Source organism: Rathayibacter sp. AY1A3 (assembly GCF_002930975.1).
Lineage (GTDB): Bacteria > Actinomycetota > Actinomycetes > Actinomycetales > Microbacteriaceae > Rathayibacter.
The window spans coordinates 1-24788 of record NZ_PSTO01000045.1; the positions used below are offsets into that span (position 1 = coordinate 1).

The window sequence follows — 24788 nt, forward strand, 5'->3', positions numbered from 1 at the left end:
GGCGCGCGGGAGGGGCGCCCGAGGGGGCAGGAGGAGGAGTGGTGGTTCTAGACGGCGGCCGCGACCCGCGGCGCTCGCCGCGAGCGGGAGGCGCCGGGCGTGGTCGCGCGGACGAGGGCGTCGCCGGTGAGCTGCACGGTCGCGACGGTGGCGACCAGGATCACGATGGTGGCGAGCATGACGGTGGTGTCGAAGCGCTGGTAGCCGTAGGTCACCGCGACGTAGCCGATGCCGCCGGCGCCGATCGTGCCTGCGATCGCCGAGTACTCGATCATCGCGATCGTGTTGATCGTCAGGCCGCCGATGATCTGCGGAACCGCCTCGCTCAGCTGTGCGGTCCGCACCACCTGCAGCCGCGATGCTCCGGAGGCGCGGGCGACGCGGGTGAGCGAGAGCGGCACGCTGCGCAGCGCGTTCTCGACGATTCGGGTGAAGAAGGCGATCCCCGCGATCGACATCGGCACGACGGCGGCCGCGATCCCGATGTTGGTGCCGGTGATCAGGCGCGTGAACGGCATGATCGACGCCATCAGGATGAGGAACGGCAGCGAGCGGCCGACGCTGATGACGGCGCTGAGCACCTGGTGGGCGGCCCGGTTCTCGGCCAGGCCGCCCGGAGCGAGGTTGTGCACGAGAGCGCCCAGCGGCACGCCGACCAGCACCACGATCGCCATGACGATGCCGACCATGATCAGCGTCTCGCCGAGCGCCGGCAGCACCAGCGCGGGGATCTGCTCGAGCGGGACCTTGTTGTCGAGGTGGAGGATCACGCCGCCACCTCCTCGGCGAGGACGCGCACGCCGGCGGGCCGGACCGACAGGCCGAGCTCGGCCGCCGCACGGGTGAGCCGCGCCTCGTCGACCGGGCCGAGCCCGATCGTCGCGTGGCCGACCGCCTGCCCGTCCACCGTCTCGATCGCCGCGCCGAGCAGCGCGACCGGGCCGACCGCCTCCGCGAGCCGGGTGACCCAGTCGGTCGGCACTCCGGAGCGGGAGTAGCCCACCACCCATTCGCCCAGGCCCGGGCCGGGCGCGACGGAGGGGCGCACCGGGTTGAGGGCGAGGCCGAGCGGGGACGCGGGGTCGCGCAGCAGGTCGACGAGGCGCCCCGACTCCACGATGCGGCCGTGGTCGAGGCGGGCGACGGAGTCGGCCACCTGGCGCACCGTCTCCATCTCGTGGGTGATGAAGAGGATCGAGAGGCCCAGGTCGTCGCGCAGCTCCTTCAGGAGCGTGGTGATCGCGGTGGTCGAGGCGGGGTCGAGGCCCGAGGTGGCCTCGTCCGAGAGCAGCACCGAGGGGCGGAGGGCGAGAGCGCGGGCGATGCCGACGCGCTGGCGCTGACCGCCGGAGAGCTGGTGCGGGTAGTAGCGCGCGCGGTCCGAGAGGCCGACGCGCTCGAGCAGCTCCGCGACGCGGCGCTTCGTCTCGGCGGCGGTGACGCCGAGGTACTCCAACGGCAGGGCCACGTTCTGCTCGGCCGTGCGGCGGCTGAAGAGTCCGTCGGACTGGAAGACGGTGCCGATGCGGCGGCGGGCGACGCGCAGCCGCTCCTCCGAGAGCTGCGAGAGCGCCTCCCCGTTGACGACGACCGTGCCCGAGGTGGGCCGCTCGAGGAGGTTCACGCAGGCGGCGAGCGTGCTCTTGCCCGCACCGCTCGGGCCGACGACGGCGAAGATCTCGCCGGTCGCGACCGAGAAGTCGAGGCGGTCGAGCACGGTCGCCGGACCGTACGACTTGCTGAGCTGCTCGAGCCGGATCATCGCGTTCCTTCGGACGGGTCGGGCGGCCGCGGCCTCTCCGCGTCGTCCCGGACACGATGATGGAGCACCGCGGGCCCGCCCGTCCCGGCCCGCGTCGCCCGGCGTAACCCTTCGTCGCCGGGCGTAACAGTGCGCGGGGCGGAGGGGGTCGCTCACGCCGGTCCCGCCGCTGCCGGGCGCGGCAGGGCGCTCCCGCTCAGCTCGCGGCGGCCGCCGCGCGGGGGCTCTCGGCGCTCGCCTCGCGGTCGAAGCGCTCGCGGCTGAAGACCTGGTCGGCTGTCGTCAGGGCGAGGCCGATCACGCCGGCCAGCTCGCCCAGGTCCGATGTGTGGATGGTCAGGTGCCGCGTGGCGAGCGGGTGGGTGCGCAGGTAGACGCGCTCGCGCAGGCCCGACATCAGCACCTCGCCGCAGTCGCCGAGCTGGCCCGAGATCACGATGGTCCGCGGGTTGAGGATGTTGACGAGGTCGGCGACCGCCTCGCCGAGGACGCGGCCGGCCTGGCGCACCGCCTGGGTGGCGCGCATGTCGCCGCGGAGCACGCGGGCCGTGACGTCGGCGACGTGCTTGATCGAGGGGTCGTCGGCCGAGAGGTCGCGGACGAGGGCCCAGCCGCTCGCGTACGCCTCCACGCAGCCGGCGTTGCCGCAGCGGCAGGGCAGCGGATCCGCGTCGACCGTGCCCGTGACCGCGCGGGTGTGGCCGATGTCGCCGGCCGCGCCGACGGCTCCGCGGATCGTCGCTCCGTTGAAGACGAGGCCCGAGCCGATGCCGGTGCCGAGCTTCAGGCTGATGAGGTTGTCGGAGCCGTGGTGGCGCGACTCGGCGAGGGCGCGGGCGTTCGCGTCGTTCTCGATGACGACCTGCACGCCCTCGTACGGCTCGGCGAAGTAGCCGGCGATGTCGAAGTCGTCCCAGCCGGTCATGATCGGCGGGTTGCGCACGCGCCCGGCGGCGAACTCGACCGGCCCCGGGACTCCGACGCCGATGCCGGCGACCGCGTCGCCCTGCTGCAGCCGCTCGAACGCGGCGAGCACCAGCGAGAGCACGGCGTCCGGTCCCTCCCAGACGTCGACGACGCCGCTCTCGTGCCGGAGGGGGGTGCCGCGCAGGTCGCAGGCGGCGGCGACGAATCCGCTCGCCCCGATGTCGGCGGTGAGGAACACCGTGCCGACCAGGTTCATCGCGAACATGCTCGAGGGGCGCCCGCCGGTCGACTCGCCGCCGGTGGTGGGGGCGATCAGGCCGAGCTCCACGAGGGTCGCGAGGCGCTGGTTGACGGTGGAGCGGGAGAGCCCCGTCTGCTCCATCACGGCGTTGCGCGAGACCTCGCCCTGCTCGCGGAACAGCGCGAGGACGTCGGCCACGTGCGAACCGGCCTCGCCGGTGGAGTACCCCGTCATCGCTCCCCCTCTTGTCACGGTCAGCGTACATGCCTGCCGACGGAAAACCTGAAGGTCCCCGACTTTCGTATTGCGATAACGCGAAAGCCCCGGTAGTTTTCACACACCGGCACGCAGTGGTGCCACTGATCCTCAAGGATGACGATGAACCGCACAGCACGCCGCCTCCTCCCGGTTCTCGCACCGGTCGGCGCCCTCGCACTCCTCCTCACCGGCTGCGCCTCGGGTGGCGACACGGCCGCCGGCGGCTCCGGATCGACCAAGGTCGCCGCGGTCATCAAGGGCCTCGACAACCCCTTCTTCCAGGCGATGGAGAACGGCATCGAGGACACCGCGAAGGACGACTCCGTGGACGTCTCGGTGCAGGCCGCCGCCGACATCGGCGACACCACCGGCCAGGCCGACAAGCTCACCACCGTCGCCGGCCAGGACTTCGGCTGCCTCATCGTCAACCCGATCAGCGGCACGAACCTGGTGCAGGCCCTCGCCTCCGCCACCGGCAAGACGATCGTCAACATCGACAGCCCGCTCGACCCCGACGCGGTCGAGGCCGCGAACCTCGACGTGACCACCTACATCGGCACCGACAACGAGGCCGCCGGCGGCAAGGCCGGCGACTTCCTCCTGCAGCAGCTGCCCGCCGGCTCCGAGGTCGCCGTCATCGGCGGAGTCTCGGGAGACGTCACCAGCGCCGCCCGCGTCGACGGCTTCACCGCCGCGATCGGCTCCGACCTCACCGTCGTCCAGGAGGCCGCGGCCGACTGGAAGCGCGAGGTCGCGCTGACCAAGGCGACCGACATCCTCGCCGCCAACCCCGACGTGAAGGCGTTCTTCGCCGCGAACGACGACATGGGCCTCGGCATCGTCAAGGCCGTCGAGAACGCGGGCCTCACCGGCTCCGTCCAGGTGGTCAGCGTCGACGGCAACGAGGACGCGCTGCAGTCCGTGAAGGACGGCGGACTCACCGCCACCGTCGCCCAGTACCCCTACGCGATCGGCCAGCTCGGCGTGCAGGCGTGCGAGGCCGTCGGCGCCGGCGAGGAGATCCCCGCCGAGATCGAGTCGCCCACCGCGCTCGTGACCTCCGAGACCGCGGAGCAGGCCCTCGGCGCCTTCCCCCAGCCGTTCGAGGAGTTCGACAACCCGCTCGCCGCGCTCGTCCCCAGCAAGTAGGACCTCCCGCCCATGGCAACCCAGGAAGCGACCATGACCTCAGTCACCGCCCGACCCCCGGCCAGCGCCTCCCCGCTGCTGTCGAACCTCCGTCAGCTCAGCTTCTGGGCCGAGAACGCCGCACCGATCGGGCTCGTCGCCCTGGTGATCGTGTTCTCGATCGCGACGCCGACGTTCCTCAGTCTCGGCAACATCAAGGCGATGCTCGTCGCCGCCGCGATCCTGGTCATCCTCTCGATCGGCCAGTCCTTCGTCATCACCACCGGCGGCATCGACCTCTCGATCTCGGCGACGATGACCGTCGGAGCGGTCGGCTTCGGCATCGGCTGGAGCGCCGGCTGGGGCTTCTGGCTCTCGGCGCTCGCGGCCCTGCTCTTCGCGGGGCTGATCGGAGTGATCAACGGCTTCCTGATCGCGAAGGGCAAGGTCACCGACTTCATCGCGACACTGGGCACGCTCTCGGTGGCGACCGGCCTCGCGCTGATCGTCTCCGACGGCAAGCCGATCACGGTCGGCAGCCCCGAGCTGCTCCGCCTCACCACCGGCTCGATCGGGATCATCGGCTACCCGATCATCCTGGCCGCGGTCATCGGAGTCGTCGCCTGGGTCGTCATGTTCCGCACCCGCTTCGGCCTGCACGTGCAGGCGGTCGGCGGCAACGAGGAGAGCGCGGTCGCCAACGGCATCAAGGCCGGACGCGTGCGCATCGCGGTGTACATCATCGCCGCGGTCCTCGCCGGAGTCGGCTCGCTCCTCCTCGTCGCCCGCGTCGGCGCCGCGGAGCCGGCCATCAACACGCAGTACCTGCTCAACTCCATCGCGGCCGTCGTGCTCGGCGGAGTGAGCCTCACCGGCGGCAAGGCCAAGATCGTCGGCCCGATCATCGGAGCGTTCCTCCTGACCGCGCTGACCAACGGCCTGACCCTGCTCGGCGTCTCGCAGTTCTACCAGCCCCTCGCCGTCGGCCTGGTGGTCGTGCTCGCCGCCCTCATCACCCGCTACCAGAAGAAGTGAGCCCAGCCATGACCAGCGACATCCTGCTCGAAGCGCGGGACATCAAGAAGTCCTTCGGCGGCGTCCACGCTCTCAAGGGAGCGTCGATGTCGATGCGCCGCGGCGAGATCACCGCCCTGATCGGCGACAACGGCGCGGGCAAGTCCACCCTCGTCCGCTGCCTCTCCGGGGTGCACCCCGCCGACTCCGGCACCATCACCCTCGACGGCGACGTGGTGCACTTCACCACTCCGCTCGGCGCGCGGGACGGCGGCATCGAGACGGTGCACCAGACCCTCGCCCTGGTCGAGGACCTGACCGTGTGGCAGAACTTCTTCCTCGGCCGCGAGCTCACCAAGGGCGTGCCCGGGGTGCGGTTCCTCGACCGCACGCAGATGAAGAAGACGGCCCAGGAGCTTCTCGGCGACCTCGCCGTGAACGTCCCGCCGGTCACCAGCAAGGTCCGCCGCCTCTCGGGCGGCCAGCGCCAGGCGGTCGCGATCGCCCGGGCCGCGGGCTGGGGCAGCAAGATCGTGATCATGGACGAGCCGACCGCGGCGCTCGGCGTCCAGGAGACGGCGCGCGTCGAGAAGATCATCCTCAAGCTGCGCGACGCCGGAGTGGCCGTGCTGCTGATCAGCCACAACTTCGACCAGGTGATGCGCCTGAGCGACCAGGTGTGGGTGATGCGCGCGGGCCTCGCCGTCGCCGGCCGCCGCACCGCCGAGACCAGCGGCGACGAGCTCGTCTCGCTGATCACGGGCGCGAAGGCCGCCTGATGCACCCCGAGTTCCTGCACCGCGGGAGCACGGAGCGCTCGTCGCCGATCGGGGTCCACGCGGGTCTGCTCGTCGGCGATTGGACGCCGGAGTCGGGGCGCCGCGCGATCGGCGCCGCCGCCTCGATCGGCTTCGACCTGATCGAGATCCCGGCTCCCGCCGACCCCGACGCCTCCGCGTGGACCGCCGACCTGCTCGACGAGCACGGGATCGACGCGGTCGTCTCGCTCGCGCTGGACGCCGACTCCGACATCACCGACCAGGCCACGGCCGGCCGCGGCGAGGAGCGGCTGCTGGCGGCCGTGCGGTTCGCCGAGGCGATCGGCGCGCGGTACGTCGGCGGAGTCACCTACTCGGCCATGCGCAAGTACGAGCACGCGGCCGACGCGGCTGCCCGCTCGCGCTCGCTCGACGTGCTGCGGAGGGTCGCCGCGGCCGCCGCTCCGGCCGGCGTCGTCGTCGGAGCGGAGTACGTGAACCGCTACGAGAGCAACCTGCTGAACACGGCCGCCCAGACCGCCGCGTTCCTCCGCGAGCTCGACGCGCCGAACGTGCTCCTGCACCTCGACACCTTCCACGCCCACCTCGAGGAGGTCGACCTCGCGAGCGCCGTCCGCGACGCCGGCGACCTGCTCGGCTACCTCCACGCCTCCGAGAACCACCGCGGAGAGCTGGGCACCGGGAGCACCGACTGGACCGGGCTCGCGGCGGCGCTCGCCGACTCCGGCTACCGCGGTCCGCTCACCCTCGAGAGCTTCTCGCCCGCCGTCCAGCCCCCGGCCTCGGCCGAGGGCATGGGTCTCTGGCGCGAGCTCTGGCACGACCCCGTCGCCCTCGCGACCTCCGGCCACGCATTCCTCGCGGACCTGCTCGACACCGACCCCGCGGCCCGACGCCGCCCCTGAACCTCTCGAACCAAGGAGCACCACCATGACCACGAACCCTCTCGGAGTGCACGCCCTCGTCTTCGCCGGCGGCACCACCCCCGACGAAGTGACCGCGACGATCGAGCAGACCAAGGCGGCCGGATTCGACCTGCTGGAGCTCTCGCTGCACGACGTGCAGAACCTCGACACCGCCTCCGCCCGCGCCGCCCTCGAGGCGAACGACCTCGGCATCGTCTGCTCGCGCGGCCTCGCCTTCTCGGCCGACGTCTCCAGCGACGACCCGGAGGTGGTGGCCCGCGGCGCGAAGCTGCTCGCCGACTCCCTCGAGACCACCCACGCGCTCGGCGGCACCCACTTCACCGGCGCCCTCTACAGCGCGCTCGGGAAGTACAGCGCGCCCCTCTCGGCCGCGGGCCGCGCGAACGTCGTCTCGGTGCTGACCGATCTCGCCGCCGAGGCCTCGACGAAGGGCATGACCCTCGGCCTCGAGATCTGCAACCGCTACGAGACCAACGTCATCAACACCGCCGCGGACGCCCTGCGCCTCGCCGACGACATCGGCGCCGACAACGTCCTGATCCACCTGGACACGTACCACATGAACATCGAGGAGGACGACTTCTTCCGCCCGGTGCTGCTGGTCGGGGATCGTCTCGGGTATGTCCACATCGGCGAGAACCACCGCGGCTACCTCGGCAGCGGCCACCTCGACTTCACGACGTTCTTCCACGCCCTCGCCGCGATCGACTACCGCGGACCCATCACCTTCGAGTCGTTCTCGTCGGCCGTGGTCTCGCCGACCCTCTCGAACGACCTGGCCGTGTGGCGGAACCTCTGGAACGACGGCCCCGCGCTCGCTCGCCACGCCCACGGCTTCCTGGTGAACGCGCTGGAGAGCAGCCGTGGCGAGGCCTGAGACCGAGGTCGCGCCCGACGCGGTGCGGCCCGGCCTCGACGAGCTGGCCGGGCGCGCGCTCGCGCTGACCTCGCCGGGCCGCCGCGCGATCGTCGCGATCGCCGGCAGCCCCGGGGCCGGCAAGACCACGCTCGCCCGGGCGGTGGTCGCCCGCGCGAACGAGCTCGCGGGGGAGGGGACCGCCGCCTTCGTGCCGATGGACGGCTTCCACCTCGCCAACGCCACGCTCGACGAGCTCGGCCGCCACGACCGCAAGGGCGCCCTCGACACGTTCGACGGCTGGGGCTTCCTCGCCCTGGTGCGGAGGCTGCGCGCCGAGACCGACCACGTCGTCTACGCGCCCACCTTCGAGCGCACCGTCGACGAGGGAGTGGCCGGCGCGCTGGCCGTGCACCCCTCCGCGTCGCTCGTCGTGCTGGAGGGCAACTACCTCCTCGTCGACGAGGGCCCGTGGGCGCTGCTGCGCGCCGAGTTCGACGAGGCCTGGTTCTGCGCGACTCCCGAGACCGAGCGCTTCGAGCGCCTGGTCGACCGCCACGTCTCCTTCGGCCGCGCCCCCGAGGCGGCCTCCGCCTGGGCCTCCGAGGTCGACGGGCGGAACGCGCTGCTGATCGAGGCCACTCGCGACCGCGCCGACCTGATCGTGTCGGGGACGGCGGCGGGGGTGGTCTGACGCCGGACGGGCCGAGGGGCTGTCGCGCTCCCTCGGCCTCCGGCTCCCGTCCGCGGAGTGGTACGCGGTCCTCGTCCGGCGGCCGTGCGCCGGGAACGGGCCGATCCGGCCGCGAGGCCGAAAGGTAGTGACGTCGCCCGGCGCCCGCAACTGCCTCCCGGCGGAGTCTCGTGTGCATCCTCTGGGACAACCTCCGATTCCCCTGAGCGGACTTCTTCTCCCGCTCAGGCCCTTTCTAGGGTCGATAGTGCAGTCGTCCTCCGGACTCCACCGATCGAGAAGCACGTCGGGTGATCTTCTCGTCGGGTGGACAGGGGGATGTCCATGAGGGGAGAGGACAGGCCGATGACGCAGAAGTCGATCGCCGGGGCATCGAATGCGAATGCCGCGCTCATCACTTTCATAGTCGCCACTTTCGTTCTCGTCGGGAGCATCTTCCTGACGACGTCGGGCGATGTGCCGCTCGGTGCAGTGGCGGCCGTCGTGGGGATCGCCCTGCTGATCGCAGGGTTCGTGCAGATGTCGAGGATGCGCTCCTCACGCTAGGCGGCGAGGGTCGCGTGCGCCTGCTCGGACATCCGTCGACAGGTGCCCTGCGGGGGATCTCCTCTGCGCTCCCGAGCGACGCCGGCGACCCTTCTCCCCACCGAGTGCTTCCACGGTGCCTCCGCTTCTCCCGAGGAGAAGAAGGAGTTCCGCGGAGGATCAGAAGAACACCGTGCAAGGCAGATGGAAAGAGGTTGATGAAGATGACGAACAACGCTGACGATGTTCTGCGACGGACCGGCTTCGTGGACGAGTCCCACTTGTCCGACCTGGTGGCGGGCGACCGTGCTGCTGGAGAACAGGAGGTGGGGGCGGGCTCGCCGGTGATCATCTCGGCGGTCTCGGGCACCGTGGCCAGCGCGACCGCAGTGAGCGCCCTCGTGACCAGCTCCGGGCTGTGTCCGACGTTCTCCTGCACGGGCGAGTGCTGATCGGCCGTCGGACCACGCGCCCGCATCGGGCGTGACCGCGGTCCTCAGCGGATCGCGGACCAGGGTGCGGGAGCGGCGTCGCAGCCGCTCCCGCACCTGATCGGGCCGGTCACGGGCAGAGCATCCGCACACGGGTGACCCGATCCGGGATCGATCCGACCAGTGCTCGAGGGGGGCAGGAATGACGGCATCGACTGTCGACAGGGTGTGCGACGAGTACTTCGGAGTCTTCGGACCCGTCTACCGCCCGTGGGTCGAGCGGGTCGTCGCGCGGCTGGCGGAGTCGTTCGACGCTCTTCCCCAGCGCGGCCGGATCGACGAGACGGTCGTCCTGAGCGCGGCCCGATCGGCGATGAGCGGTCTCACCCGGCTGGGCGCGAGGACCCTGATCGCGCGCCTGCACGCGGAGGACCTCCCCGCCGATGCGGGGTCGTCGGCGTTCGTGGACTTCGTCACGACCACGTCCTCCCCGCAGGAGCGCTCGGCGCTCCTGTCCGAGTACCCCGTGCTCGCCGAGATGCTCGACCGCACGGGCGACCAGGTGGTCTCCACCGTTCTGGAGTGCGTCCAGCACTTCTTCGCCGACGAGGCCGCGCTCGCGGCCGCACCTCTCGACGCCGGCTCCCGGATCCGGGACATCACGTTCTCGGACGGCGATCCTCACCGGAACGGACGACGGGTGCTCATCGTCACCACCGACGCTGGCCGTCTGGTCTACAAGCCCCGCTCGTCCTCGATCGACCAGCTGGTCGCCCGCATCGCGGAGGTCGTCAACGACGAGACGGGAGGCCGCTCGCACCTCCTCGTTCCTGCGACCGTCGATCGCGGGGACCACAGCTGGCAGCCGTTCATCGAGTCGCGGCGCTCGGCCTCCGTGGACGAGTACCTCGAGTACTACCGGCGGCTCGGCAGCCTCCTGGCTCTCTTCACCGCTGTCGGCGGCCACGACATGCACTACGAGAACATCCTCGCCGTCGGCGCGCAGCCGGTGCCCATCGATCTGGAGACGGGCATCCGCGTGCGGTTCGCCGCTCCCGAGACCGACTCGCTCGCGGCGCGGATGGCCGTGGACGCCGCCTTCGGTGTCGGCGCGTCCCTGATCCTGCCGAACTCCGATACGGCCGGCCGGTTCGACATCGATCTCTCCGCCGCCGGCACCGCGGTCCTGCAGGAGTCGGACGTGATGAGCGGATCGCGGATCGTCGGGGCCGGCACGATCGGCATCCGCGTCGACCGGGTCCCCGGCTCCGTGCAGCGGCAGCCGCACGCGCCGGAGGGCTCGGACGCCGAGGCCTGGACGCTGGAGGACCTGTCGGCGCCGTTGCGGGCCGGGTACCGCGAGACGGCGGAGGCGATCGTCCGCTCCCGCACCCGGATCGAGACGGTCCTCCGGACCTGGCGGCTCGCCGTCCGCGAGATCCTCCGGCCGACCTCGACCTACGCGGCGTTCCTCGAGTCCTCCCTCCACCCCCGCTACCTGACCTCGCGGGAGGCCGCGGAGGGACTCTTCGCGCTCCTCGGCGATCCCGCGTCCGTTCCGCCCGGAGTCGCCCACCGGGTCGCCCTCGCCGAGCGCCGCGCGCTGATGCGCGGCGACATCCCCTTCTTCGTCTACGACCGGCCGAGCAACACGCTGCGGGAGGCCGCCGACGAGTCCGGGGTCGACCTGCCGTCGAGCGCGATCGAGATCGCCGCCTTCGACGCACTGCGCGAGTTCGTCCGGCGCGGCGTCGTGCGCGACGACCACTCCATCCAGGCCCTGATCGCCTCGACCCCTCCGAACGCCTGGACGAAGGGCCCGACGAGGCGGGACATCCCCTTCGCGTTCGACGCCGGCTCCCCGGAGGACGTCGCCCGCGATCTGACCGACCGCATCGTCGATCTCGCGCTCTGGACCGAGGACGGCTCGGCGTGCACCTGGCTGACGCCGCTGCTCGTCGACGACACGCGTCTGCGCGTCTCCTCCCTCGACCTGACCCTCTACCAGGGAGGCGGGCTGACGCTGCTCCTCGAGGCGGCGCACCGGAGGTTCGACGACCCCCGGTACGCCCGTGCCCTGCGCGGATTCGCTGCGGGCTTCCACGGGGTCGACCTCGCCGAGCAGCCGCTGGGCGTCTCCGGCTTCACCGGACTCGGCTCGGTGGCGGTCACGCTCGCAGCCGCGGCCCGGGTGACGGGCGATCCCCGGACCGCCGCGCTGAGCGAGGAGGCGCTCGACCTCGTCGCTCGTCGTCTCCGCGCCGGCGAGGGCCTCGGTTCCGACTTCATCGGCGGCGTCGCCGGCGTCACTCCCCTGCTCGCGGCCGGGGACGCAGCCGGCGGCCGGCACGAGGAGGCCCTGACCGCCGCCGTCCGGGCACTGCGGGCGGCCCCCGTCGCCGACGACCCCGAGGAGAACCTCGCCCACGGCCGCCTCGGCGTCCTCGTCGGCCTGGCCCACGCCGCCCCGTACGACCCGTCGCTGTCGCGGGACGAGCTCGCGGACGGCCTCGAGGCTCTCGTGCACCGCGAGGCGGCTCGGGTCGACCGCGATCCCGCGGCGCACTTCTCGTGGTGCAAAGGACTGCCCGGCGCCCTCCGCGGCGCCGTCGACGGGCTCCGGGCCCTCGGGGCGGACCGCCAGGAGCTCGAGGAGCGCCTGGGCGCGGCGGCGCGGGAGGCGTTCACGTCGGCAGCCGTGTCGTCGGACGACATGAGCCTGTGCCACGGGACGGCGGGCGCCCTGTCCAGCTGGGTCGCCGTCGCTCGCGCGCTCGGCGACGAGGAGCTGCTCGGCGGAGCACGTGCGGCGGGAGCGGACCTGGTCGACCGCTACGCGCGCAGCGGCTTCCGGGGAGGTGTCCGCAACGGGGAGTCGTCCCTCGGCTTCATGCTCGGGGTGCCCGGCTTCGCTCACGCCCTGCTCGAGGTCTCCGACACCGCTCCCTGCGCGGCTCCGGTCGGCTCGGCCCGTCGCCGAGAGCCGGTGGTCGCGCGATGAGGACGACGGTCCGGCCCCGACTGCAGCTCTCGGTCACCGAGTGCGGGCCCCGATGCGCGCAGATGATCCTCGACGCGCACGGCATCGGCCAGGAGGTCGGCCGCCTGGCGCCGCCGACCGGGACCAGCGGGGGGATGAGCCTCGCGGAGGTGGCCGCGGCGATAGCCGGGAACGGACTGCCCGCCCGGGTGCGTCGCGTCCCGGTCGCACCGCTGTCGGCTCTGCCGGCGCCCTCGGTGCTGTTCTGGGACGGCGGCCACTTCGTGGTGCTGGAGCGCGTCGGCCGCCGCCGCGTCGTGGTCGTCGATCCTGCGGTCGGGCGGCTCGCCGTGGATACGGAGGAGTTCTCCCGTCGCTACGGCGGCGTGCTCGTCGAGGTCGATGGTCGCAGGGCCCTGCTGAGCCAGGCGGTCGGTGCCGCTGATCGCGCGCGACGCGCCCTCGGCTGGAACCGCCCCCGCACCGCGCTCGCCGCCGGGATCGCCGCCGCTCTCCACGCCGTGGCGACCGCCGCGATCGCGGGCGGGGCGATGCACGCCTGGGCTGCTCCGGCAGCCGGTGGGGCGCTCGCTCCGCAGCACCTCGCCTCCGCCGCCGCCGGCGCGGCCGTGGGCGGAGGCCTCCTCCTCGCCCACGCTCTGCTCCTCGACCGCACGGTCGACCGCACGAACCGGTCGGCGTCGCGACTCCTCTCCGAGCACCTCTTCCGCCTCCCTCTGACGTACTTCTCGGAGCGCGCCGCATCGGAGCCGATGCTCCGTCTGAGCAGTGCCGAGCCCGTGCGGCGCGCGGTGCTGCGCGGCGCGGCGGCGGCGATCGGATCGTTCGCGGCGGCGGCGGCGCTCGTGGCCGCCGCGGCGGTCGTCGCGCCGTCAGCGGCGGTCGCCGTCGCCCTCGCCGCGCTCGTCCAGTGGGCGATCAGCCGGTGGGGCGAGCGCGCGGCGGCGCTCGAGGAGGCCGCGGCCGTGGCCGACGGGCAGCGAGCCGCGGAGACGGCGGCTGCGTCGATCGTGTCCATCGCGGAGGTGAAGGCGTCGGCGCTCGAGGCGGCTTCGGCCCGGAGCTGGTCCACGAGCGTGTCCGCGGCACTCGGGCACCGCCGCACCGCCGACACGATCCGGACGGCGATCGGCGCAGCCGCCTGGCTCGTCCGCTCGGCACTCGTCCTCGTGCTGCTGCTCGTCGCCGGCCCCGTCGCCCTCGGAGCCGCCGCGCTGGGCGTGGCGGCGCTCGTGCTGCTCGGCCGCGCCCAGCGCGCGCTCGTCTCGGTCGCGGCGCTCGATCACGACATCGACGGCACCCTCGACCTCCTCGGGAGGCCGGCCGCCGCGGACGCGGAGACCGGCCTCGAGGGACTCGAGCACTCCGGGATCTCCGCGGACGGGCTCCGACCCGCTCCGACGGGCCCGATCGTCTCTTTCGGGGTCGCCGCCGGACAGCGGGCCGTCGTCTCGGGTCCGCCCGGGTCGGGCCGCTCCGCGCTCCTCGCGATGCTCGCCGGTGTCGCCGATCCGGGCGCGGGCCGAGTCCTCATCGGCGGCCGTCCGAGGACCGCGTACCGCCGGTCCTCGCTCTCCCGTCGCGTCGCCTACGTGTCGCAGCGTCCCGTCCTCCCCGGCGGCACGATCACCGAGATGATCCGCTTCGGGCGCGCCGACGTGTCCGACGCGGACATCAGGGCGGCGGCGGCGACGGTCGAGCTCGACGACGACGTCCGGCGCCTGCGGATGGGCTACGAGACCGTGATCGCGCCCGGAGCGGCGTCGCTCACGACGGCGCAGCGGCGGAGAGTCGTGCTCGCGCGGGCGCTCGCCGTCGGGCCCGCCGTCCTCCTGCTCGACGAGGCGACCGCTCCGCTCGGGCGCGACGCGGAGCAGCGACTGCTCGAGCGTCTCTCCCGGCAGGGGACGACCGTGGTGCTCGTCTCCTCCGACTCCGACACGGTCGCCCGGGCCGATGTCGTGATCGACCTCACGAGCGGGGAGCGGCCCGCGCCCGCCGTCGACGATGCGGCCGAGGGGGTCCTCCCGTGACCGCCCTCTCGCTGCTCGCCCCGTTCGATCCCGCCCATCCGGCGGCCCTGGCTCCCTTCTGCGCCCTCGTCCAGGAGACGGAGCTGCGGATGCTCTGGCAGGGGCACTCGACCGCCGGGGACGCCTGGATGAACGCCGCGCACCTCGCGGGAGCCGGGTACACGGTGCCGTTCGGCTTCGGCGTGCAGCTGACCGGATACGCCCACCCCTTCGAAGCGGTCGTCAAGGCGGTCTCGCTGACGAGGCAGACGGGACGCCCCGTGGTCGCCGGGTTCGGCCCCGGCGGGCGCTCCGCGCAGGCCGCCCTGCACGGCGCACCACTGCCGTCCCCGCTCACGCACATGCGCGACTACGTCTCGACGATGCGGACCGCTCTCGGCGGGACGCCCGGCATCGAGATCGGGATGGGAGTCCTCCGCCCCCGGATGGCCTTCCTGTGCGGCGAGACGGCCGACGTCGCGATCACCTGGCTCACTCCGCCGGAGTACATCCGCGACACGCTGCTGAGCGCCCTCGAGGAGGGAGCCGCCTCCGCCGGGCGGCCGCGGCCGCGCATCGTGTCCGTGCTCCCCGCGGCCTTCGGCGTCGACAGGAGGGACGGAGCAGCGGCGATCGAGGCGACCATCGGCCACCACCTGACGCTGCCGCACTACCGCGACGTCCTCGGCAGAGCAGGGATCCGCCTGCCCGAGCCCGGCGCGGCGCTGTCGGCCGAGGTGTGCCGCGACCTCGAGGAGCGGGGCGCGGTGACCACCGACCCGGCCGCCGAGCTCGACGGGCTGCGGTCGCGGTACGCCGCCGCCGGTGTGGAGGAGATCGTCCTCAACGTCATCGGAGCGACCGCCGTCGCCGGCCCGCGAGCGGTCCTCGACGCCCTGATCACGCTGCTCGAGCCGGCGGAGCCGCTCGACGGCCCTTCCTTCCGCACCGCACCGAGGCGGTCGGAGGACAGAGCGGGGGTGGGCTGAGACCGGACGAGAGCACATCCAGACCAGACCACCACCGACACCACCCGACCCGGCCCGTCCCGGACCGGTCGGGCAGACATCCGAACGAAGGAGAAGATCATGTCCCAGTACGACGTCGCGCTCTTCGAGGAGATCGCCGAGCAGGACTTCGACTCGGTCGCCTACGGCGCCTGCACCACCAACACCTTCACGCTGAGCAACGTCCTCGGCAACCAGGGCGGATGGTGCACGCTCACGGTCGAGTGTCAGCCCAACTGCAAGTAGACGGATGACGGGGGGCGGGGCCACGACCGGTCCCGCCTCCCGTTCCCTTCATCGGCAGGGTCCCCGTCAGCGAGGGGACCGATTCCAGCAGGAGCGTGAGATGAGCGACACCAGAGTCTTCTACCCCGAGTTCGATCAGCAGGAGTTCGACGACGTCATCCGGCCGCTGACGGAGTGGGACGGCGAGCTCGAGCGCTCCCTCGCAGGGCGCTCCGATCCTGCGCTCGGCACCCCGGTCGCGGACTCCGGACCGGCCGTCGAGTCCGCCCCCTTCGACGCGATCATCGACGGAGTCGTCGACGAGCACCTCGCGGGGCGGACGGCTCCCGCCGCGACCGGCGAGGGAGTGGACGCGGACGCCGTCGAGGCGGGACTGCGACTGCTGCTCCGCGAGCGCGTCCGCCCCGTGCTGATCCGGCCGCTGGTCGTCGCGATCAACCGCGCGCGCGAGGAGGGCGTCCTCCGCGGCGGGACCCGTCTCGCGCGCTACCAGGACTTCTGCGCGCGATGGGAGAGCGAGTTCGCGGCCGTCACCCACCAGAGCCTCCCTCTTCTCGCCTCGCAGGTGGACGGAGTGATCCGGCAGTCGCTCGCGGCCCACGATCTCCTGCTGGCCCGCTTCCGACGCGACCGCGCTCTCGTGGAGACCCTGATCGAGCCGACCTCCGGCTCCCCGGTCCTCACCGGGATCAGCGTGAGCGGCGACACCCACGCCCGAGGCTCGGCCGTCGGGATCCTCCGCTTCGACGACGGCGGCGCGGTCGCCTACAAGCCGCGCTCGGTCGACGGCGAGGCCGGCTACGCGGCGCTCGCCGAGGAGCTCGGCGCTCTGTCCGGTCGCCGCTTCGAGGCGGCCCGGGTCGTCCGGTGCGACGGGTACGGCTGGGTGCAGTTCGTCCGCGCGGTGCCGCCCGCGGAGGCGCCGTCCGACAGCGTCTTCCGCTCCGGCCAGCTCGGCGCGCTCCTGTTCGCTCTCAACGCCCGCGACATGCATCACGAGAACGTCCTCCTGTCGACGTCCGGACCGGTCCCCGTCGACCTCGAGACCCTCCTGCACCCCCGCAGGCAGGAGCAGTCGACCACCGGGACTCCGCTGCCCGTGCGCTCCTCCGGCGGGCGGCGCACCGCGCAGGACGTCCTCTCCGAGTCCGTCTACGGCGTCGGCCTGCTGCCGATGCTCATCACCCGCCCCGGAGACGACGCCGGGCACCTCGACGTCGGCTTCCTCGGCCGAGGAGGCGACGGGCCCTCGCCCTACCGGACGCTCCGGGTCCGGGAGGGCTTCTCGGACGAGATGACCGTCGCGCTCGAGTCCGCGGAGCCCGACGACGGCCCGGCGGTCCTCGCCGCGGGCGTCGACCCGGGAGCAGGCGTCCGGACCGTCGCGAGCGAGTTCACCGCGGGGTTCCTCGACCTGTACGACTGGATCGCCGAGCACCGCGACGCGTTCGCCGAGCTGGTCGTCCGTCACCTCGGGTCGGCCCGGCTCCGCTACGTGCACAACCCGACGATCCTCTACGCCCAGACTCTCCGGATGACCTCCGGCGTCGAGGTGCTCGCGTCCCGCGAGGTCTTCCTCGCCGTGCTCAAGAGGATCGGTATCGCGAGCAAGAACGTCGCGACGACCCTGGTGGCCTCCGAGATGCTCCAGCTCTCCCGCCGCGACATCCCCTACTTCGTCACCCGCGTCGATCGCGAGGAGCTGACAGCGGACGGCGCGATCGTGGCTCGGCTCGAGGAGTCGCCTCTGGAGTCGTTCCGGGCGAAGCTCGCGCGCTTCGGCCCGGCGGACAGGGCTCTGCAGGCGTCTCTGATCGGAGCCGCGTTCACCGCGCAGTTCCCCGACAACCACCTGCCCGAGAGCGGCGGCGCGGACGGAGCGGGGGCCCGGAGGATGCGGGACGACCGCCCCTCGTCCGCCCGGTCGGATCTCGCCGCGCTCGCCGTGGACATCGGCGACCATCTCGTCGACACGGTCCTCGGCGACCGCTGGGCGCATCTGCCTCCCACCTGGATCGGCCCTCTCGCCTCCGCCTCCGCAGCCCGCCCCTGGCCGCCCGGAGTCCTCGGCTACGACCTCTACACGGGACGCACGGGTCCCGCGCTCGCCCTCGCCGCTCTCGGAGCCTCGGTCGGAGCCCGTCGCCACCTCGACGTCGCCCGCCAGGTCTTCGACGCCTCCGCCGAGGTGCTGAGCGAGGGCCGCTACGAGGCCAGGAGCATCCGCGCGATCGGCACCGGCGCCTACACCGGGCTGCCCGGATTCCTCTGGGGCCTCGCGGAGGCGGGACGCCGCCTCGACCGCGCCGACTGGATCGAGGCGGCGGTGTCCGCGCGCGGTCTCGTCCTCGATCAGCTCGCGGAGGAGACGGATCCCGCGTCGTGGGACATCGTCTCCGGCAGGCTCGGCGCCCTCGGCATGCTCCGCGCCGTCGATCCCGCGCCCGACGCGGCCCTCGACGCACTGGTGGAGGACGCGGTCCGGAGCCTCGCCGTCCTCTCCGGGGCGACGCCGCTGCTCCGGCAGTCCGGCTATGCGCACGGCGTCGCAGGAGCCATCGCGACGGTCGCCCGGCAAGCCCGACCGAGCGGGACGAGGACCGCGGTGCTGCGCCGCCTGCTCGGTGTGCTCGACTCCTTCTACGACACGGCCGAGCGCGACTGGCACACGGACTCGGCACGGTCCGGGTCCGCGACCGGATGGTGCCACGGCTCCGCCGGCATCGCTCTCGCCCTGACGACCTGCGCGCGGTACGCGCCCGACGCGGGCGTCGACCCGGACGTCCTCGCCGCGAGCGAGGACGCGCTGATCAGGAGAGGGTTCGGGCGCAACACGACGCTCTGCCACGGCGACCTGGGGAACCTGGAGGTCCTCCGCGCGCTCGACGAGGCCTCCGGGGGTGCGCACGCGCAGGACAGGGCCCGCGTCGAGTCCTTCCTGTCGGCCTCCGTCCTCCGCGCCCGGATCGACGAGCCCAGCAGCCGCTACGCGCACACGAACTCGGTCATGGTCGGCACGTCGGGCGTCCTCCTCTCGACCGTCCGGCGGCTCGATCCCGACGCTCCGTCGTCGCCGGTGGTGCTCTCGTGACCGCGCGCCGGAGAGTTCCCGTCGTCCTGCAGACCTCGCAGACCGAGTGCGGCCTGAGCAGCTGCGTCGCCGTCCTGGGGGCCCACGGGGTCGACGAGAGCCTCGCGTCGGCCCGGTCGCGCTACGAAGCGGGACGCGACGGACTCTCCGCGGGCGATCTCGTCCGGATGCTCGCGGACAGGGGGATGGAGTCGAAGGTCTACCGCGTCGCCTCCGCCGAGGCTCTGAGGGCCTGCGCGTCGCCGGTGATCCTGTTCTGGGAGCAGTACCACTACCTGGTCCTGGAGCGGATCGTCGGAGACCGCGCCTTCCTGATGGATCCGGCCTACGGGCGGCGAGTGGTGTCGATGGCCGAGCTCGAGGAGGGGTTCAGCAGCATCGTGATCGACGCCCGGCCGGGCGAGGACTTCACTCCCAGCCGCGCGCCTCTGCTCGCGGAGTGGCGATCGCTGCCGCTCCGGGCGCCGGGGATGCGGGCGCCCCTGATCGCGGCCGCCGGACTCGTGCTCGCCGGGTACGCGGTGACGATCGGGCTGCCGCTGCTCACGCAGAGCATCGTCGACGCCTTCACCGGAGGCGCGGCGCCGGACATCGGGGGCGTGGTGCTGCTCGTGCTCGTCGCCGCGGTGCTGTTCTACGTCATCACGCTCCTGCGCAGCGTCGTGCTCGCGCGCCTCGTCCGAGCCCTCGGGCAGCACCTCATGGAGAAGGTGTTCGACCGGATGATGAGCCTGCCGTTCCCGTACTTCTCGACGAGGCCGGCCGGTGAGCTCCTCTACCGCCTGTCGAGCGTCAACACCGTCCGCGACCTGCTCTCGACCCGCGTCGTGCAGGTGGTGGTGGACGCGGGCACGCTCCTGTCCCTCTCCGTGTACCTCGCGATCGTCTCGCCCGCCGTGCTGCTCGCCGCGCTCGGGGTCCTCGCCCTCGTGGTGGTGCTGCTCGCCCTGACCGCCTCGCGCATCCGCACGCGTCTGGACACGGAGATCGCCTACGCGGCGTCGAGCCAGATCGTGCAGCTCGACGCCATCGCGTCCATCGAGTCGATCAAGATGGCGGGGAGCGCGCGGTCCGTGGTCGAGCGCTGGTCGACCGACTACCGCCGCTCGATGGCGGCTCTCGAAGGGCGGATGCGCCTCCAGCTCGGAGCGGTCGGAGGGGTGGTCGCCTGCGTCCAGCTCTTCGCGCCCCTCCTGCTGCTCACCGTCTCGCTCTGGCAGGCGAGCCGGGGCGAGATGACGACCGGCCAGGCCATCGCCGTCCAGAGCGTCGGCGGGGTGCTGTTCGCCTCGCTCTCCTCGCTCTTCGGCGCCTACAACGAGTTCGTCCAGACCTCGCGAGCGGTCGCCAGGATCGGGGACATCACCGAGACCGCGCCCGAGACGAGCGGCGGTACTCGCACTCGACTGGACGACGCCTCGCTCGAGCTGCACGACGTCGGCTTCCGCTACTCCGTCTCGGCCCCCGACTCGCTCTCGGGCCTCTCTCTGCACCTGCCCGCCGGTTCGACGACCGCGGTGGTCGGAGCATCGGGGGCGGGGAAGAGCACGCTGGCCGCCGTGCTGTGCACCCTCTACAGTCCGACGACCGGTCGGATGCTGGTCGGCGGAGTGCCGTCGACCGAGTACGACACGGACTTCCTGCGCTCCCGCATCGGCTACGTGCCGCAGACCAGCACCCTGCACAACGGGACTCTGCTCGACAATCTCGCCATGGGCTCCGCCATGGACCCCGCCGAGATCGAGCGCCGCTGCCGCGCGATGGGCTTCCTCGACTTCATCGACGAGATGCCGATGGGGTACCGCACGATCGTCTCCAGCCTTGGAGGGAACCTCTCGGGCGGGCAGCGCCAGCGCGTCGCCATCGCCCGCACCCTGCTCCGCGACCCCGAGATCCTGGTGATGGACGAGGCGACGAGCGCCCTCGACGGAGTCAACGAGCGGCTCGTGGACGAGTACGTCCGGGATCTGGGCTGCACCAGGATCCTCTTCGCGCACCGGCTCTCGACCATCCGCGACGCCCAGCAGGTCGTGGTCCTCGCGGGCGGCCGCATCGCGCAGGTCGGCCCCCACGACGAGCTCGCGGCGATCGACGGCCCGTACCGCACGCTGTATCCGCCTCTGGACGGCGGCGCATCCGACGGGGCCGCCCCTGACCCGGCGCGGGCGGCGGCCGCGCCGATGCGCTGACTCTCCCCACCGGCACCACATCTGAAAGGCGACACCGACGTGATCTCGATCGATTCCCTCACGAAGCGCTACCGCGGCACGACCGCCGTCTCCGAGCTCTCGTTCTCGGCGCGACCCGGCGCGGTCACCGCACTCCTCGGACCCAACGGCGCCGGCAAGTCGACGACCCTCCGCATCCTGCTCGGGCTCGAGCAGCCCGACGGCGGGACCGCCACGTTCGACGGCGTCCCCTACCGGTCGATGCGCGAGCCGATGCGCAGCGTGGGCGCGCTGCTGGATGCAGGCTGGGTGCATCCGCTGAGGACGGTCTCGGCGCACCTGCGCTGGATGGCGCAGTCGAACGGCATCCCGCGCGAGCGCATCGGCGAGGTCCTCGAGATCGTCGGCCTCCAGAGCGTCGCCGGTCGCCGCTGCGGCAAGCTCTCGCTCGGGATGCGCCAGCGGGTCGGCCTCGCCGGAGCGCTGCTGGGCGACCCGGACCACCTCATCCTCGACGAGCCGGCGAACGGTCTCGATCCCGAGGGCGTCCAGTGGATCCGCGCTTTCATGCGGCGGTTCGCGGACAGCGGGCGCGTGGTGCTGATGTCCAGCCACATGCTGGGCGAAGTGGAGCAGAGCTGCGACGAGGTCGTCGTGATCGCCCGGGGCTCCGCCCGGTACACGGGCGGCATCGAGCAGTTCACCGCCCGCGGCGGGTCGGGGAGGGTCCGGGTCCGCGCGGCGGAGCCCGAGCGCCTCGCGGCCGCCCTCGCCGAGAGCGGGATGGTCTGCTCCGACGTCGTCGCAGGTGCGCGAGGGCCGGAGTTCACAGTGGAGGACAGCGACGAGCAGAGGGTCGCCGAGGCGGCTGCGGCTGCCGGACTCCTCGTCTTCGAGATCAGCGCCGAGCGGTCGTCCGTCGAGGAGGCCTTCTTCCGCGAGGTCGGTGACGGAGCCGAGTTCCGGGGAAGGCTCTAGCGCCGTGCAGCTGCTCCGCTCAGCGCGCTCCGCGGGCACCCGCCTCGTGTCCACCTCCGACGTGCAGGTGACCGCGCTCGTCGCGGTGCTCATCCCGGCGGCCGCTCTCCTCGCCTCCCGGACCCTCGAGGTCGACGGCCCCTACCTGTCCAGCCGGGCGACTCTGCTGCTCGTCTCGCTCGGCGTGCCCCTGGCTGCCGCCGCCGTCGCGGGCAGCCGTGCCCTCGAGCATCGGCTGGGCGTCGAGAACGCCGTCGTCCTCGCCGTCCCCTCGGCTCGCGCGCGGACCGGCGGCGCCCTGCTCGCGGTCGCCGTGCTCGGGTTCGCCTGGGGTGCCGCGGCCCATCTGATCGTCGTGGGAGCCGAGTCGGCCCTGTCGATCGGGGCGCCGGTGACGGTCCTGCTGCTGCAGAGCCTCCGTGCCGGGCTCGTCGTCGCGGTGCTCGTCGTCGCCGCGAGGTCTCTGGGCGACCTGCTCCGCAACACCGCCGCCGTCTGGACCCTCGTCCTCGCCTGGTCGGCGGTCGGCGAACGGCTCGTCGGGAGCATCCCGGGTCTCGGGCCGATCGCCGGTCCGTTCCTGCCCGTCCGCAACGCCGACTACTTCGTGACGGGCAGCGCCTACGGGGCCGACTACCCCTGGTCGGCTCCCTGGGCGCTGCTCGTGCCCCTCGCCTGGGCGGCCGCCCTCTGCGCTGCGGCGCTCACCGTCTCGGCGCTCGTCCCCGTGCTGTCCTCCCGGAAGGAGAACCACTGATGTCCACTGCCCTGAGCGAGTCGCGCCTGCCGCGATCCACGATGTTCGCCCGGTCCGTCCGTGCCGAGGTGTCGAAGGAGTGGTCGACCGGGTTCCAGGCCGGGGGTGCCGTCCTCGTCAGCCTGGTGACGCTCGGGGTCGCGCTCGGGATCGGCTCCGTGAGCCGCACGGCCGACGCGCGGTGGAACAGCGGGCAGGGCATCCTCCAGCCCCAGTTCGCCCTGGTCGGGCTGCTGACCGTCGGGGTCGTGCTCCTCCTCCTGGCAGCGGCCTGGTCGGTGCTCGGGGAGCGAGTGCCCCGGACGGCCGGGCTGAGCGCGATCGCCGTGCCGTCACGGAGTGTGCTCGTGCTCTCGAAGACGACCGTCGCCGCGGTCGGGACGCTCGTGCTCACGGCCGTCCTCGTCCCGCTCGCGCTGATCGTCACGGCGTCCGCCGCGGCCGGCGCGATCGCCTGGCCGTCCGAGCTGCTGGAGGCGGGTGGAGCGCGCTTCTGGCTGGTCCTGCCGTTCGTGCTCGCCGCGTACGCCGCGATGGCCGTCGCTGTGGCGGCACTGCTCGACTCGGTGCCCCTGACGATCGGCGTCCTGCTCGTCTGGTACCTCCTCGTCGAGGACTGGCTCGGACGGGTGCCCGCCCTCGAAGCGGCGGCGTCGCTCCTCCCGGTCTCGGCCGGGCTCAGCCTGGCGGGAGCGCAGGGTGACGCGGCCGCTCTCCCGGGCGGCGTGGCGGGCGGCGTCGCGGCCCTCGTCGGTGCGACAGTGCTCCTGGTCGCGCTGGCGTGCTTCCGGGTCGAGAGGCGCGACGTCCGCTCCTGACGGCGGCGCGGAGCCGGCTCGAGGCGCGCGCGTCGCCTCCGTCTCAGTCGGGGGCCGGCACCGCGTACAGCGAGATGCACCGCGCGGACTCGGGGCCGTAGGGCGCCCCGATCCAGTCCGCCGTGCGCCCCGCGAGGCGGAATCCGGCGGCGAGCGCGATCGCGTCCATCTCGTTCGGGTACATGTAGCGCAGCACCTGGGTCCAGCTGATGGGGTCGCCCCTCCCGATCACCGTGTTCTCGGCGACGAGGAGCTGGCGCACGGGCTCGACCGTGTACTGCTCGATCAGGACGGTGCCCGGGTCGAGGTGGCGCAGCGAGGAGGACGGGCTGGTCCTCGAGTGGTAGTGGATCGGATTGAAGGTCTCCACGACGAAGACGCCGCCGGGCCGCAGCTCGCCGAAGGCGTTGGCGAAGACCGCCCGCTGCTCCTCGAGGCTCTTCGCGAAGAAGATCGTGTTGATCATCAGGAGCACGGCGTCGTAGTCGCCCGTGCGGCCCGGCTCGGTGAAGGATCCGTGCAGCGCGTCGATCCGGCCGTCGGAGTCTGCGCCGGCGAGCAGACGGAGCATCGGCGCCGAGATGTCGATCCCGGCGACGTCGAAGCCCGCCGAGGCGAGAGGCAGGGCGGTGCGACCCTCGCCGATCCCGTACTCCATGACGCGGTTCCCCGGAGCGAAGCGCCGCAGCAGCGAGTGCAGGGCGTCGTGCTCCTCGGCCGGCATCGGGTAGAGCAGGCCGTAGATCTCGGTGATCCGCCCGCTGTAGTCGTCGTTCGACATCGTCCTCCTCGGCGGCGCGGCGGTGACGACGTGCCTTCCCCGCCGATCGCCCCCCGGCGCCCGTGGCAGTCAACCAGACGCCGAGCGGGTCCGGCCAGCCCTGGTCCTCCCGGACACTGTCGCGGGTCCGGCCGGCCCCGGTCCCCTCGGACACTGTCGCGTGTCCGGCCGGTCGATCGGTCGGACGACGGAGGACCCGTCGCCTGGCGGATGCGGTCTCGAGGGGTCGGTGTCAGGCTCGAGGGATGGACGACTCGACACGGAACTCCTCGGAACAGCCCGCTCCCACCACCCCGCCGGCCGAGGAGCACGACGCCCTGCACTCGCTGCTGCGGCGCTTCGCTCCGGGGAACCGCGTCATGGAGTACGGGATCGGCGAGGGTCGCAC

General features: G+C 72.8%; 21 protein-coding genes. 17 read left to right on the plus strand and 4 right to left on the minus strand.

Annotated elements, in window-relative coordinates; translation table 11 throughout:
* Positions 1-47 precede the first annotated feature (47 nt).
* From C5C10_RS15520 to C5C10_RS15530, 3 genes are all read right to left on the minus strand, one after another.
* Complete coding sequence (locus C5C10_RS15520; RefSeq protein WP_104222708.1) at positions 48-770, minus strand: methionine ABC transporter permease; 723 nt, start codon at positions 768-770, stop codon at positions 48-50.
* The gene (locus C5C10_RS15525; protein WP_104256583.1) at positions 767-1762 is read right to left on the minus strand and encodes a methionine ABC transporter ATP-binding protein; all 996 of its coding nucleotides are present in this window, start codon (positions 1760-1762) and stop codon (positions 767-769) included. Before C5C10_RS15525 ends, C5C10_RS15520 begins: the two co-directional genes overlap by 4 nt.
* Before the next feature lie 196 nt (positions 1763-1958).
* Positions 1959-3164, minus strand: a complete 1206-nt coding sequence (locus tag C5C10_RS15530; RefSeq protein ID WP_104232969.1) for an ROK family transcriptional regulator — start codon at positions 3162-3164, stop codon at positions 1959-1961.
* A gap of 144 nt (positions 3165-3308) precedes the next feature.
* Between C5C10_RS15530 and C5C10_RS15535 the strand changes: the two genes are divergently transcribed.
* The 17 genes from C5C10_RS15535 to C5C10_RS15615 all read left to right on the plus strand — a co-directional run bounded on the left by C5C10_RS15535 (position 3309) and on the right by C5C10_RS15615 (position 23619).
* Positions 3309-4337 carry a substrate-binding domain-containing protein gene (locus tag C5C10_RS15535; protein ID WP_104222713.1) on the plus strand — a complete coding sequence of 343 codons (1029 nt, stop codon included), beginning with the start codon at positions 3309-3311 and terminating at the stop codon, positions 4335-4337.
* Positions 4338-4370: 33 nt separating this feature from the next.
* A complete protein-coding gene (locus C5C10_RS15540; protein WP_104225809.1) occupies positions 4371-5351 on the plus strand; it encodes an ABC transporter permease in 981 nt (326 codons plus the stop codon).
* Between the two features lie 8 nt (positions 5352-5359).
* Positions 5360-6109: an ATP-binding cassette domain-containing protein gene (locus tag C5C10_RS15545; protein ID WP_104222715.1), complete on the plus strand. Its 750-nt coding sequence runs from the start codon at positions 5360-5362 to the stop codon at positions 6107-6109.
* Positions 6109-7014 carry a sugar phosphate isomerase/epimerase gene (locus C5C10_RS15550; RefSeq protein ID WP_104329713.1) on the plus strand — a complete coding sequence of 302 codons (906 nt, stop codon included), beginning with the start codon at positions 6109-6111 and terminating at the stop codon, positions 7012-7014. The genes C5C10_RS15545 and C5C10_RS15550 overlap by 1 nt, the downstream gene beginning before the upstream one ends.
* A gap of 25 nt (positions 7015-7039) precedes the next feature.
* On the plus strand, positions 7040-7912 hold the full coding sequence (locus tag C5C10_RS15555; RefSeq protein ID WP_104225811.1) for a sugar phosphate isomerase/epimerase: 873 nt from the start codon (positions 7040-7042) through the stop codon (positions 7910-7912).
* Complete coding sequence (locus C5C10_RS15560) at positions 7899-8585, plus strand: nucleoside/nucleotide kinase family protein (RefSeq protein ID WP_208543338.1); 687 nt, start codon at positions 7899-7901, stop codon at positions 8583-8585. Before C5C10_RS15555 ends, C5C10_RS15560 begins: the two co-directional genes overlap by 14 nt.
* A 345-nt stretch (positions 8586-8930) precedes the next feature.
* Positions 8931-9131 (plus strand): hypothetical protein, encoded by a 201-nt coding sequence (locus tag C5C10_RS15565; RefSeq protein ID WP_146082182.1) that lies wholly within the window; start codon positions 8931-8933, stop codon positions 9129-9131.
* A gap of 203 nt (positions 9132-9334) precedes the next feature.
* Positions 9335-9562, plus strand: a complete 228-nt coding sequence (locus C5C10_RS15570) for a hypothetical protein (RefSeq protein WP_146082183.1) — start codon at positions 9335-9337, stop codon at positions 9560-9562.
* 181 nt (positions 9563-9743) lie between these two features.
* Complete coding sequence (gene lanM / locus C5C10_RS15575) at positions 9744-12542, plus strand: type 2 lanthipeptide synthetase LanM (protein ID WP_104329714.1); 2799 nt, start codon at positions 9744-9746, stop codon at positions 12540-12542.
* A complete protein-coding gene (locus C5C10_RS15580; RefSeq protein WP_104329715.1) occupies positions 12539-14575 on the plus strand; it encodes an ATP-binding cassette domain-containing protein in 2037 nt (678 codons plus the stop codon). Before lanM (C5C10_RS15575) ends, C5C10_RS15580 begins: the two co-directional genes overlap by 4 nt.
* A complete protein-coding gene (locus C5C10_RS15585) occupies positions 14572-15543 on the plus strand; it encodes an LLM class flavin-dependent oxidoreductase (RefSeq protein ID WP_104329716.1) in 972 nt (323 codons plus the stop codon). The genes C5C10_RS15580 and C5C10_RS15585 overlap by 4 nt, the downstream gene beginning before the upstream one ends.
* 99 nt (positions 15544-15642) lie before the next feature.
* Entirely contained in the window at positions 15643-15807 is a 165-nt protein-coding gene (locus C5C10_RS15590; RefSeq protein ID WP_104255168.1) for a plantaricin C family lantibiotic, read from the plus strand.
* A gap of 100 nt (positions 15808-15907) precedes the next feature.
* The gene (gene lanM / locus C5C10_RS15595) at positions 15908-18898 is read left to right on the plus strand and encodes a type 2 lanthipeptide synthetase LanM (RefSeq protein WP_181073487.1); all 2991 of its coding nucleotides are present in this window, start codon (positions 15908-15910) and stop codon (positions 18896-18898) included.
* Entirely contained in the window at positions 18895-21087 is a 2193-nt protein-coding gene (locus C5C10_RS15600) for a peptidase domain-containing ABC transporter (protein WP_104329718.1), read from the plus strand. The genes lanM (C5C10_RS15595) and C5C10_RS15600 overlap by 4 nt, the downstream gene beginning before the upstream one ends.
* Before the next feature lie 39 nt (positions 21088-21126).
* Entirely contained in the window at positions 21127-22044 is a 918-nt protein-coding gene (locus C5C10_RS15605) for an ABC transporter ATP-binding protein (RefSeq protein WP_104329719.1), read from the plus strand.
* Between the two features lie 4 nt (positions 22045-22048).
* Positions 22049-22801: a hypothetical protein gene (locus C5C10_RS15610; protein ID WP_104255172.1), complete on the plus strand. Its 753-nt coding sequence runs from the start codon at positions 22049-22051 to the stop codon at positions 22799-22801.
* A complete protein-coding gene (locus tag C5C10_RS15615; RefSeq protein WP_104329720.1) occupies positions 22801-23619 on the plus strand; it encodes a hypothetical protein in 819 nt (272 codons plus the stop codon). Before C5C10_RS15610 ends, C5C10_RS15615 begins: the two co-directional genes overlap by 1 nt.
* A gap of 43 nt (positions 23620-23662) precedes the next feature.
* Here the strand turns inward: C5C10_RS15615 and C5C10_RS15620 are convergent, their stop codons facing one another.
* Positions 23663-24400: a bifunctional 2-polyprenyl-6-hydroxyphenol methylase/3-demethylubiquinol 3-O-methyltransferase UbiG gene (locus C5C10_RS15620; protein ID WP_104329721.1), complete on the minus strand. Its 738-nt coding sequence runs from the start codon at positions 24398-24400 to the stop codon at positions 23663-23665.
* Positions 24401-24788 lie beyond the last annotated feature (388 nt).